This is a genomic window from Candidatus Pelagibacter bacterium nBUS_36 (genome assembly GCF_051201215.1).
GTDB lineage: Bacteria > Pseudomonadota > Alphaproteobacteria > Pelagibacterales > Pelagibacteraceae > Pelagibacter.
This window is the reverse complement of record NZ_CP172839.1, coordinates 798,687-810,915: the sequence shown is the minus strand read 5'-3', so window position 1 is coordinate 810,915 and position 12,229 is coordinate 798,687. Positions and strand designations below refer to the sequence as shown.

11 protein-coding genes are annotated in these 12,229 nt (G+C 32.1%); 7 read left to right on the top strand and 4 right to left on the bottom strand.

Annotation, left to right across the window (positions count from 1 at the left end):
- Positions 1 to 7: 7 nt before the first annotated feature.
- The gene (locus ACIJYI_RS04425) at positions 8 to 799 is read right to left on the bottom strand and encodes an HpcH/HpaI aldolase family protein (RefSeq protein WP_435113117.1); all 792 of its coding nucleotides are present in this window, start codon (positions 797 to 799) and stop codon (positions 8 to 10) included.
- Between the two features lie 2 nt (positions 800 to 801).
- On the bottom strand, positions 802 to 2,244 hold the full coding sequence (locus ACIJYI_RS04420) for an NAD-dependent succinate-semialdehyde dehydrogenase (RefSeq protein ID WP_435113115.1): 1,443 nt from the start codon (positions 2,242 to 2,244) through the stop codon (positions 802 to 804).
- Positions 2,245 to 2,337: 93 nt separating this feature from the next.
- Between ACIJYI_RS04420 and iolD the strand changes: the two genes are divergently transcribed.
- Both iolD and ACIJYI_RS04410 read left to right on the top strand, forming a co-directional pair.
- Complete coding sequence (gene iolD, locus ACIJYI_RS04415) at positions 2,338 to 4,182, top strand: 3D-(3,5/4)-trihydroxycyclohexane-1,2-dione acylhydrolase (decyclizing) (protein WP_435113113.1); 1,845 nt, start codon at positions 2,338 to 2,340, stop codon at positions 4,180 to 4,182.
- 6 nt (positions 4,183 to 4,188) lie between these two features.
- On the top strand, positions 4,189 to 5,346 hold the full coding sequence (locus tag ACIJYI_RS04410; RefSeq protein WP_435113111.1) for a Gfo/Idh/MocA family protein: 1,158 nt from the start codon (positions 4,189 to 4,191) through the stop codon (positions 5,344 to 5,346).
- Positions 5,347 to 5,353: 7 nt separating this feature from the next.
- On the opposite strand, the gene ACIJYI_RS04405 is transcribed toward ACIJYI_RS04410, so the two are convergent.
- Both ACIJYI_RS04405 and ACIJYI_RS04400 read right to left on the bottom strand, forming a co-directional pair.
- Positions 5,354 to 6,529: an L-rhamnonate dehydratase gene (locus ACIJYI_RS04405; protein WP_435113109.1), complete on the bottom strand. Its 1,176-nt coding sequence runs from the start codon at positions 6,527 to 6,529 to the stop codon at positions 5,354 to 5,356.
- Complete coding sequence (locus tag ACIJYI_RS04400; RefSeq protein WP_435113107.1) at positions 6,526 to 7,524, bottom strand: 4-hydroxythreonine-4-phosphate dehydrogenase PdxA; 999 nt, start codon at positions 7,522 to 7,524, stop codon at positions 6,526 to 6,528. Before ACIJYI_RS04400 ends, ACIJYI_RS04405 begins: the two co-directional genes overlap by 4 nt.
- Before the next feature lie 68 nt (positions 7,525 to 7,592).
- On the opposite strand from ACIJYI_RS04400, the gene ACIJYI_RS04395 reads away from it, so the two are divergent.
- Genes ACIJYI_RS04395 through ACIJYI_RS04375 form a run of 5 tightly spaced genes read left to right on the top strand, consistent with a single transcriptional unit; the run spans position 7,593 to position 12,225 of the window.
- A complete protein-coding gene (locus ACIJYI_RS04395) occupies positions 7,593 to 8,564 on the top strand; it encodes a Bug family tripartite tricarboxylate transporter substrate binding protein (RefSeq protein WP_435113105.1) in 972 nt (323 codons plus the stop codon).
- A 24-nt stretch (positions 8,565 to 8,588) separates the two neighbouring features.
- Positions 8,589 to 9,095 carry a tripartite tricarboxylate transporter TctB family protein gene (locus tag ACIJYI_RS04390; protein ID WP_435113103.1) on the top strand — a complete coding sequence of 169 codons (507 nt, stop codon included), beginning with the start codon at positions 8,589 to 8,591 and terminating at the stop codon, positions 9,093 to 9,095.
- On the top strand, positions 9,096 to 10,565 hold the full coding sequence (locus tag ACIJYI_RS04385) for a tripartite tricarboxylate transporter permease (protein ID WP_435113101.1): 1,470 nt from the start codon (positions 9,096 to 9,098) through the stop codon (positions 10,563 to 10,565).
- Between the two features lie 5 nt (positions 10,566 to 10,570).
- On the top strand, positions 10,571 to 11,320 hold the full coding sequence (locus ACIJYI_RS04380; protein ID WP_435113099.1) for an SDR family NAD(P)-dependent oxidoreductase: 750 nt from the start codon (positions 10,571 to 10,573) through the stop codon (positions 11,318 to 11,320).
- Positions 11,321 to 11,322: 2 nt separating this feature from the next.
- Positions 11,323 to 12,225: an ROK family protein gene (locus ACIJYI_RS04375; protein ID WP_435113097.1), complete on the top strand. Its 903-nt coding sequence runs from the start codon at positions 11,323 to 11,325 to the stop codon at positions 12,223 to 12,225.
- Positions 12,226 to 12,229 lie beyond the last annotated feature (4 nt).

Genomic DNA, 12,229 nt, shown 5'->3' with positions numbered 1-12,229 from the left:
ATTTTAATTAATAAGCTTTAGATTCTTCTTTTTTAGAAAAACCTTTCATCTTATCAACTACAGCCTTAGATCCAGCACTTAATGCTCTTTGATCTGCACCAATTGTTACAAAGTTGAAACCTTTATCAATCATTTTTTGCGCATATTCAGGCGTACCATTGTGAATTCCTGCAAAAATATTATTTTTTTTTGCATGTTCTAAAATTCTTAAAATCTCTGAATAAGCTTTTGTACTTTCTGGTCTATCAAAACCTGGCTCTTCTCCAATAGCTAAACTTAAGTCTGCTGGACCAATATAAATACCATCAACACCAGGTGTTGACATAATTTCATCAAGCTTATCTAGCGACTCTTTAGTTTCTATCATTGCTAACTTAAGCATTTCGTCATTTGCATGTTTAGCGTAATCTGAACCACCATAAATTAAACCTCTTACAGGACCAAAACTTCTATAACCATGAGGAGGGTACATACATGCTTGAACAAATCTTTCTGCTTCTTTTTTATTACTTACCATTGGACAGATGATACCATAACAACCTGCATCAAGTATTTTCATTATTTGACCAGGTTCATTCCAGTTAACTCTTGCAAGTGGAGTAACATCTGTTGTTGATATAGTTTGCAACATTGGTAAAGCATTAGTGTAATCAACTAAGCCATGCTGCATATCAATTGTAAGCGAGTCCCAACCTTGATGAGCCATTACTTCTGCAGAAACAGTACTAGGAATTTGCAACCAACCATTAATGACAGGTTTTCCTGCCTTCATCATTTCCTTAATTTTATTTTTTCTCATTTTTATATTTTTAAACCCATATGAGTGTATTTTACATTTAAATAATCTTTGATTGCTCCTGATCCACCTTCACGTCCATAACCAGTTTGTTTTATTCCACCAAATGGTGCCTCAGCAATTGCAACTACACCAGTGTTAACCGCAACACATCCAGATTCTAATTTTTCGGATCCTATATGAGCTTGGTCCATTGAATTTGTGTATAAATAACTACATAAACCTAAATCATTATCATTTGCTCTTTCAATAACTTCATCAAAAGTTTTAAATGTTAGGATAGGCACAAGTGGACCAAAAGGCTCTTCTTTCATAATTGTAAAATTATCTTTCACATCATCAAAAACTGTTGGTTCATAATAGTACCCTTTATTAAAGCCAGCTGGTCTTTTTCCACCCATTAAAACTTTAGCACCTTCATTTTTTGTAGTCTCAACTAATTTTTCAATTTCTTCTAATCTTTTTGCGGTAGTTAAAGGTCCTAACTCAACACCTTCATCCATACCATTACCTATCTTAAGTTTTTTTGCTCTTTCCATAAAAGCACTCACAAACTCATCTTTCCTATTTTCTTGGATATAAAATCTATTAGGTGAAATACATACCTGTCCATTATTTCTAAATTTTCCAGTTATTGCTATGTCAGCTACTTTATTCATATCCACATCTTCACATACTATAAAAGGAGAATGTCCACTTAATTCCATTGTAACTCTTTGAACTTTATCAGCTGCTTTTTTTAAAATTATCTTACCAACCCTAGTTGAACCAGTAATTGATACTTTTTTGATTATGTCTGACTCCATTAACTCATTTGATATTTCAGCTGGATCACCAGATAATAGGCTTACCACTCCATCTGGTACCCCTGCCTCTTTACATATATTTACTAATTCCATTACAGCACCAGGAGTAATTGTATCTGGTTTACAAATAACAGAACAACCTGCTGCTAAAGCAGTTGAAATTTTTCTTGAAGCTAAAACTATTGGAAAATTCCAAGGAACCAGTGCTGCTACTACACCAACAGGCTGATAATAAACATGAACTCTAGTATCTGGAAATCTACTTTGTTGTGTTTGACCATAAATTCTTTTTGCCTCCTCAGCATTCCACTCAAAAATATCAGCTCCACCACCAACTTCTCCAACACCTTCTGCAAGCGGTTTTCCTACTTCAAGTGTTAACCATTTAGCAAGAACATCTTTCCTCTCCCTCATTAAGTCTGCAATTTTTCTAAGGGTATAAGCTCTTTGCCAAGGTGCAGTATTTTTCCAAATTTCCAAACCTTTTTCAGCAGACTTAAGTGCTTTTTGTACATCAGCTGAAGATGCTTTTGATGCTTTCCCAATCACTTCTTCAGTTGCTGGGTTAATTACATCATATGTTTCATTTTTTTCTGCTTGTTGCCATTTACCGTCAATGAATTGTCCAAATTTGCTATACATAGAATTTATTTTTAAGTTTACTTAATGTGGTTTTTTATTTTATAAATATATTTATATATAAACATTATACATATTAAAAGATAAACTTAATTTATGAAAAAAATTACACTTACCTGTGCTCACGCAGTAGTAAAATATTTAATTGCTCAAAAAATATTAATTAATGGGAAAAAAGAACCTTTGTTCCCTGGTGTATTTGGAATATTTGGACATGGGAATGTAGCGTGTTTAGGTCAAGCATTAGAAGAAAATCAAAAAGAACTTCCAACTTATAGAGGTCATCACGAACAAAATATGGCTCTAACAGGAATTGGATATGCAAGAGCTAAAAGAAGGCAGCAAATTTTTGTGGCAACTTCATCAGTTGGACCAGGAGCAACTAATATGGTTACTGCAGCAGCAGTAGCGATGAGCAATCGATTACCAATTTTATTTTTACCAGGTGATACTTATGCAAATAGAATACCTGATCCAGTTTTACAACAAGTAGAACATTTTAATAACCCTGGCATTACAGTAAATGATGCTTTTAAACCTGTAACAAGGTATTTTGATAGAATAACGAGACCAGAACAAATAATTTCATCTTTTCCTGCAGCAGTCCAAACTATGTTGGATCCAGCAGATTGTGGTCCAGCATGTATAGCTTTAAGTCAAGATATACAGGGACAAACTTATGATTATCCAGAAGATTTTTTTAAAGAAAAAGTACATTCAATTAGAAGACCAAGACCTGATGAACATCAAATTCAAGAAGCAGCAGAAAAAATAAAATTATCAAAAAACCCAATACTAATTTCAGGTGGAGGAGTTTTTTATTCTGATGCAATGGATGAGTTGAGTAAGTTTGCAATTAAACATAACATTCCAGTAACTCAAACTGTAATGGGATACTCTACTATGAAAAGAGATCATTCACATTATGCTGGTCAAATAGGGGGTTTGGGTGGAAAAAATACTAACTCATTAGCCAAACAAACAGACCTTGCAATTGCAGTTGGAACTAAGTTGGCAGACTTTACAACAGGTTCGTGGGCAAATTTTGAAAACGAAAATTTTAGACTTGTTTCAATTAATGTATCAAGATTTGATGCTAATAAACATTTAGCACAAGCTGTAGTGGGAGATGCTAAAGTTTCTTTAGACGAACTTTCTTTAGCATTAGGAGATTGGAAAGTAGGTGAAGAGTGGAATAAAAAATCTCAAACTGAGTTAAAAGCTTGGAATGAAGAAGTGGATAAAGCGAGCGCTCCTTCAAATCAAGAAGTACCAAGTTATGTCCAAGTTATTGGCGCTATTTATAAAAATTCTGATCCATCTGATATTGCAGTTACAGCTGCAGGAGGTTTAGTTGGTGAGGTTATTCAAGTTTGGAGACCAAGAGAATTAAATACTCATGAAACGGAGTGGGGTTTTAGTTGTATGAGTTACGAAATATCAGGTGCACTAGGTATAAAAATGGCAAATCCAGATAAGGAAGTTATTTCATTTATAGGAGATGGTTCATACTTATTAAATAATTCTGATATTTATTCATCAGTCATTACTAAAAATAAACTTATTATAATTGTTTGTGATAACGGTGGTTTTGCTGTGATTAACAGACTTCAATTATTTAAGGGTGGAAAAGAATTTAATAATTTACTTAAAAGTTCAAATACACCTGGCTTAGTAGGGGTGAATTTTGCCAAGCACGCTGCAAGTATGGGTGCTAAATCAGAGGAAGTAAGTTCAATTTCAGATTTAGAGGAAGCTTATAAGAGAGCAAAAAAATCAGATGTCACTTATGTGATTTCAATTAAAACACATGCCTATCAGTGGTTGGAAGGTTCAGCTTTTTGGGATAGCCCTACATTAGAAATTCCTACTACTAAAGAAAACAAAGAAGCTTTAAAACTTTATAAAGAAGGAAAGACTAAGCAAAGACAAGGTGTGTAATTCTTTATGAATAAAATTTTTAAGGTTGGCCTAATTGGCTGTGGTCATATTTCAGAAACTTATTTTAGAGCTGAAAAATATTTTAATAATATCAAAATTATTAAATGTGCAGATATTAATCATAAAAATGCATTAAAATGTGCCAAAAATTATAAGATAAAAGCGTTGAGTGTAAAAGAACTGTTAAAAGATAGTGAGGTAGAAATTATACTTAATCTTACAATCCCAAAAGCTCATTATCAAGTCGCTAAACAAGCCCTACTAAACGGTAAACATGTTTACACTGAAAAACCTTTGGCAATTAATTTTAAAGATGGCAAAGAACTTTTAAAACTATCAAAAAGAAAAAAACTTTATATAGGTAATGCTCCTGATACATTTTTAGGTGGTGGAATTCAAAAATCAAAAGAATTAGTTGATAAAAATATTATAGGTAAAATCAATTTAGGTAACGCTATTTTTGCTTTTCCTGGAGTTCAATCTTATCATCCAAATCCTGAGCCGTGGTTCGCAAAAAAAGAGGGTGGACCAGTAATTGATATGGGCCCTTACTATTTAACTGCATTAGTAAATTTATTAGGTCCCGCGAAAAAAGTTACAGGCAGTATAGTTAATGGAGTTAAAAGAAGAACAATTGGTATAGGAACAAGAAAAAACAAAACATTTAAAGTTGAATGTCCCACAACATATTTATCAACAATCACTTTTGAAAATGGAACAATTATTAGATTAACACTTTCGTTTGATGTGATCGCCCATCAAAGAAATCACATAGAACTGTACGGTGACAAAGGTTCAATGATTGTACCTGACCCAAATATGTTTGGTGGTTCAGTTTATGTATGTAAAAAATTAGGTAACCCCTGGAAAGAGTATAAAACTAGCAAAATGCCATTAGGAAAAATTAATATTAGATCGCAAAGTTCTAGAGCAAATGAGTCTCCTACGAATGCTAATTACCGAGGAGCAGGCTTGGCCGAAATGGCTTATTCTATAGAAAATAAAAAGATTAATAAGTGTAATGGAGAATTATCATTGCATGTACTAGATATAATCCAATCAACAATGAGAGCTTGTACTTCTGGTACTTCTCAATTAATTAAAACAAGTTGTAAAAAACCGAAATTATTTTCGTTAAAAGAAATTAAAAAAATTCTAAAGTAATATTATTTTATTCAATAATATTGAAATCAGATTTATATTTGTCAGTAATTGTTAAACCAAGACCTGGTTTGTTGTCATCTAAATTAATAAACCCATTTTCAGGAGCAGGATCACCTTCAAAAATATAGTAAAAAAGTTCATTTCCAATCTCAACATCATTAACTGGAAAAAATTCTGAAATAGGACAATTAAAATTAGACATTGTTAAATGATAATTATGCATTTGACCTGCGTGAGGAATTACTGGGACTTGATGAGCTTCTGCAATTGCATTTATTTTTTGAGCAGCAGTAAAACCACCAACTCTATTATTATCATACTGGATATAGCTAACTGCTTTTAAATCTAATAATTGTTTAAATCCAAACATATTAAACTCATGTTCACCGCCTGAAATTGGAATCATGTTCATATTATTTAGTTCAGCATATCCATGAATATCATCTGCTATAACTGGTTCTTCCAACCATCTAGGATTAAATTTCATTAATTTTGGAATCATTCTTTTTGCGTAATCTAAATTCCAACCCATATAACATTCCATCATTAGATCGGTATCTTGTCCAATTACTTCTCGTACAGCTTCTGCAAGTTCAATATTTTTTTTCATTCCTTCAGGACCATCTTTTGGACCCCAACCAAATCTCATTTTAAACATTTTGAAACCTTGTTTTACATAGCTCTCAGCTTCTTTTTGAAGATCTTTAATTGGTTGACTGTAAAGCTTCGAAGCGTAAACGGGAATTTTTTCTTTTGTTCTTCCACCTAATAATTTGAAAACAGGTTTCTTTGTAATTTTACCCATTATATCCCAGAGCGCGATATCAATTGCAGAAATAGCAACCATACCAATTCCTCTACGACCCCACGCATGAGTTCTTCTATACATTTTTTCCCAAATGTAAGCATAATCAAAAGGATCTTCCCCAATTACCAAAGGTTTTAAATATGTATCAATAGTCTTTTTTGCAACTTGAGGTGCTAATGCTGCATTACCAATCCCTATAATACCATCATCTGTTTCTATTTCACAAATTAACCACTCATGAAATCTGAATGAGCCCATAGCGTCTGATTTTTCAAATAATAGATCTGAGGCATTGGTACAAAAATTATTTTGAGGTGGTACAGTTTTTCCATTCCATTGATAAACTTTAGTTCTAATTTCTTTTATTTTGGTCATTCTTTATTTTTATTTTCTGCCATTGTTAATGCAATTTTGAATGAATTCAAAGTAGGTTCTAAATTAGCCTTATTTTTACCAGCTATATCAAAAGCCGTACCATGAGCTGGAGTAGTGATAGGCACAGGTAAACCACCTTGAACAGTAACACCCCTATCAAAACCAAATGCTTTTAAGCCAGATTGAAGAGCATCATGGTACATACCAACAATGCAGTCGTGGTTTTTATTTTTATAAGCAGTAATAAAAGAGGTATCACAAGGCAAAGGTCCATCAGCATTAATACCTAGTTTTTTTGCTTCTTTTATAGCAGGTATAATTTCATCTTTTTCTTCAGTTCCAAATTCAGCATGTGGATTAAGAGCTTGAACAGCTACCCTTGGACTTTCAATACCATTTAATTTCATTGCTTCATTAATTAGTTTAATAGGTTTAATTATTTTTTCTTTTTTAACATGTTCTGGAACTTCTTTAATTGGAATATGAGAAGTCACTCTTGCTGTCCAAAAATTATCGATTACATTAAATTCACAAAAGAAGTTTTTTACATCTAATTTTTCTGCCATTAAATGTAATTCATCTGAGTATTTATTTCCTCCAAGTTTTAAACTTGTTTTATTAAATGGGCCAAAATTTATTGCATGAATTTTATTTTCTTTGGCAAGATCTAGAGCTAAATTTAAAGCTGTCAAAACACTTTCACCAGACTCCTTAGAACATTCAGATAATTTGTAGTTATGATTTTTACCATTAGAAATATCTAAAAAGTATTTATTACTATCTTTAAAATTAATTTGGTTAAAATTTTCTACAAATTTTAAATTATTTGATTTACCAGTAATTTTATTACCATTTTCCAAAATACTTTTTTCTCCAATTACAACTATATTTGTTTTATCAGTGATTGTTTCTGAAAGAAGTTTAGAGATCAATTCGGGCCCAATACCAGACGGGTCACCCAATAAAATTGCTATATTAATTTTTTTTTGAGACATTATTTACTTACGGTTTGTATCAGATTATGTTTATATAATTAATTATAAATTAACTAAAGGGAGAAATAATGAAAAAAAGTTTTAAACTTTTCTTAGCTGCTGCATTTCTAGTGACTGAATTTTTTGTTATAGCATTACCAATACTTACCACTTCTGCAAGAGCAGATGGTGCTATTCAAGCAATTACTCACGCTGGTTTTGGTGGTGGTACTGATGTAACTACTAGAATGATGCTTTTAAGAGCTCGAAGAGTTCTTAAACAAGACATGCAATTAGTTAACAAAAAAGGTGGCGGTGGAGCTGTTTCTATGGATTACATGATGAGCTTACCTGCAGATGGTCAACATACTTTAACTTGGACTACTGGTCATGCTGTATCAATGGCGTTAGGTAAAACTAAAGTTAAAATTAGTGACATGCAGCCACTTGCAAGAGGAACAGATGATCCTCAATTGTTTGTAGTAAATTGTAAAGCTGACATCAAAGATGCTAAAAAATTTATTAGTGTCCAGAAATCAAAATCACTTAAATATGGAACAACTCATGTTGGTGGAATTGATGATGTGAGTGCAATTGCATTTACTAAAAAAGGTGGATTGAAAGATCCTACTATTGTTGCTTACAAAGGTGTTGCGCCAATTAAAACCAACCTAATCAAAGGAGATATTGATGTAGGTGTTTTAAACTTAGGAGAAGCATTAACAGAAATAAACGATGGAACACTTTGTGTTTCTGTTGTTTTAGCAAATAATAGAATGGCTAAAATTGGGGATTCTCCAACAGCTAAAGAACTAGGAATACCTGTTTCTTTATCTACAGTTAGAGGTTTCGTAACTAAAAAAGGAGCTCCAGCAGCAAGAGTAAAAGAGTTAGAAGCTGGAATGATGAAAGCTATGGGACACAACTATTACAAAAATTTCTTAACTGAAATTGGTCTTGATGACACTAGTGTAGTTGGTGCTGACGAATGGGGTAAGCAAATGGAAGAAATGCTTGTTGAAATGACTGCACAGCTTAAAGCTTTAGGTTACATTAAGTAATTATAAAGAAAGTACATTTAATTTATGAATAATGTACGAAAACAAAAAAGGGCAAACAAAAGTTTGCCCTTTTTTTTTAAAGATGAATTTAAAGTTTCATTCATAATAATATTTATTTCCACTATTTTACTAATTACAACTTTCACATTTGATATTGTTCCACCAATTTTGAATAGAGGCATACAGCCTGCAACTTTCCCTAAAGCATTGTTAGTTTTAATAATTAGCCTTACTTTAATTATTTATTATTTGTCAAAAAAAAAACCGTGGAAAGTTGAAAAAAAATTACCTAAAACATTTTTTTTAACATTACTTAGTTTTATATTTTTTGTAATTATTTCAAAAACTTTAGATTTTTTTTTAGCGATTTCTGTTTTATCAATTTTTGTATCTTATAATTGGGGTGAAAAAAGATTATTCTATTTATTGCTGGTAGGTATAATTTTTCCAGTAATAGTATTTATTTTTTTTGAGACAATTTTAGGTTTAAGGTTTCCTCCGGGAATAATAACTAACATTTATTATAATTAGATGGATAATTTATTATTAATGTTGGCACCCTTATTTAGTTCAAAGCTATTATTAGTTTTATTTTTTGGAACTTTGTTTGGATTGATTTTAGGTGTATTGCCAGGACTAGGTCCAACAACAGGTGGTGCATTAATTTTACCGTTTACCATGACACTTGATCCTCTTTCAGCAATTGTTTTATTAACCTCTATTTATTGTGCGGGTACTTATGGCGGGGCAATTACAGCAATCTTAATTAATACTCCAGGCACACCGGCTGCTGCAGCAACTTGTTTAGACGGATATCCATTAGCACAAAAAGGTGAGGCGGGTAGAGCTTTAGGAATGGCAACAGTTTCAAGTACAGTCGGAGGAATTTTTAGTGTGATAATCTTAGTATTTTTTGCACCATTGCTTGCCAAACTTGCCTATGAGTTTGGACAACCAGAATATTTTGCATTAGCAATTTTTGGTTTAACTATGCTTGCATCTATTGGTGATGGTAGCCCAATTAAGAATCTAATTGCTGGCGCTTTTGGAATTTTAATTTCAACGATTGGTAAAGATTTTATGACATCAATAGATAGATTTACATATGGGATTAATGAATTATCGGAAGGTATTGGCTTTATACCAGTTGTTGTTGGTCTTTTTGCTATTAGTGAAATGTTAACTCAATCAACTTTATTAGATCAAGTTTTTAAAAGAGTAGCTTTAAAAGCAGTAAAACTACCATCATTTAACGATTATAAGCAAACATGGAAAACTATTTTAAGATCTTCAGGAATAGGTTCGTTCATTGGAGTTCTGCCTGCAGAAGGTGGTACAGTTGCATCCCTGATTGGATATTCTGAAGCAAAAAGATTTTCAAAAAAACCTGAAGAATTTGGCAAAGGATCTATTGAAGGTATTGCAGGAGCTGAAGCAGCTAACAATGCTGCAACCGGTGGAGCGATGGTGCCAACACTTGCACTTGGTATTCCAGGTAGTGCAACTACAGCTGTAATTTTAACAGGTTTAATTATACATGGAGTAAGACCTGGTCCCGACTTATTTAGAGAGCAACCTGAATTTTTGTATGGGATTTTTGGCGCAATGTTAATAGCCAATGTGCTCTTCTTTATATTTGGTTTTTTTGGAGCTAAAATTTTTGCAAGAATTACATTAGTTCCTAATAAAATTTTATGGCCAATGATATTTGCAGTTTCTGTTTGTGGTACTTATTCCTTAAGTCAATCCATTATAGATGTTTGGATAATGATATTTTTTGGTGTTCTTGGATTTTTTATGAGAAGATATGGTTTTTCAGTTGTGCCAGTAATTATTGGATTAATATTAGGAGAATTAGTTGAGGGAACTCTAAGACAGTCATTGGTAATATTTGATGGTAATTGGCTGATGTTTTTAACGAGACCTATTGCTTTAACATTTTTTATTTTATCTTTAATTGCTCTAGCTTTTCCTTTATTAAGATCAAAAAAAAGTAAATAAATAATATGATTAAATATGATTTAAATAACAGAGTTGCTGTAGTTACGGGTGGAGCACAAGGTTTTGGTTTAGCTGTTTCAGAAAGATTTATTGAAGCTGGAGCAAAAGTAGTTATTTGGGACATCGATGAACAGGCTATTAAAAAAGCTTTGGATAAAGTTAATTCTGAAAATTTAAGTTATCAAATTGTAGATGTAAGTGACTTTGAAAATATAAATAAAAGTTTAACTGAAATTGAAAGTAAACATGGAAAAATAGATATTTTTATTAACAATGCGGGCATTGCTGGAATGAATACAACAGTTGCTGAATATCCATTAGATGAATGGAGAAAAGTTATTAATTTAAATTTAAATTCTGTATTTTATTGTTGTAAAGCAGTTGTTCCTTTTATGGAAAAAAATAACTATGGACGAATTGTTAATATTGCTTCAATTGCAGGAAAAGAAGGTAATCCTAATGCAAGCGCTTATAGCACTTCTAAAGCAGGAGTAATTGGGTTAACAAAATCGTTAGGTAAAGAATTGGCTCAAAAAAATATAGCAGTTAACTGTGTTACACCAGCTGCTGCAAAAACTAGAATTTTTGATCAAATGACTGAAGAGCACATAAATTATATGCTTTCTAAAATTCCAAGAAATAAATTTGCAAAAGTTGAGGAATTGGCTTCTTTAGTTACATGGCTATCAACAGAAGAAAACTCTTTTTCAACAGCGGCAGTATTTGATTTAAGCGGTGGTAGAGCTACTTATTAGTTATGCAGATAGGGATTGATGTAGGTGCCACTAAAATTGAAAGTGTGGTTTTAGAGGAAGATGGTAATGAAAAGCATAGATCAAGAACTGCTTGTCCCAAAGATTATTTAACAATTATTAATACAATTAGAGATATTCATAATAAATTAGAAAAAGAATTTCAAACAGAATTACCAATTGGTGTTTGTCACCCAGGAATACATTCCCCACAAACTGGCTTAGTAAAAAATGCACCTAATTGTACATGGTTAGAAAAAAAACCTTTTCAAAGTGATTTGAGAAAAGCTTTGGGTAAAGAAGTTTTCTGTGAAAATGATGGAAATTGTTTTGCTTTATCAGAAGCGATTGATGGATCAGGAAAACATTATAAAATTGTTTATGGAATTATTTTAGGATCAGGCGCGGGTGGTGGTCTTGTAATAGATAAACAAATCGTAAGCGGTCCTAATGGAGTAGCTGGTGAATGGGGTCATAATCAAATTCCATATTTTGCAGCAAAAAAAGAAAACTTCAGTTCAAATAATGCTAGAGAGGCGGAGGTTGAAAGTTTTGTCTCGGGGCTTGGTATGGCAAAAAGATTTAATAAAATTTATGGTAAAAATTTAAAAACAAGTGAAATTTTTGAGCTTAATAGAAGACATGATTTAGATGCTGAAAGATTTATAGATGAATTTAAATTGAATTTAGCAATGTCATTATCTGCAATTATAAATATTTTAGATCCAGATGCATTTATTTTTGGTGGTGGTGTTTCAAACGAAATAGATTTTTTAAGTGAAATAGAGTCTATGGTTAAAAAATTTGTAATCGGAAAAGAATATGATGGTGTTTTTTTAAAACCTAAATATGGTGATGCTAGTGGCGTGAGAGGTGCTGCTAGATTAGGACGAAGAACTACTTATTAAAAAT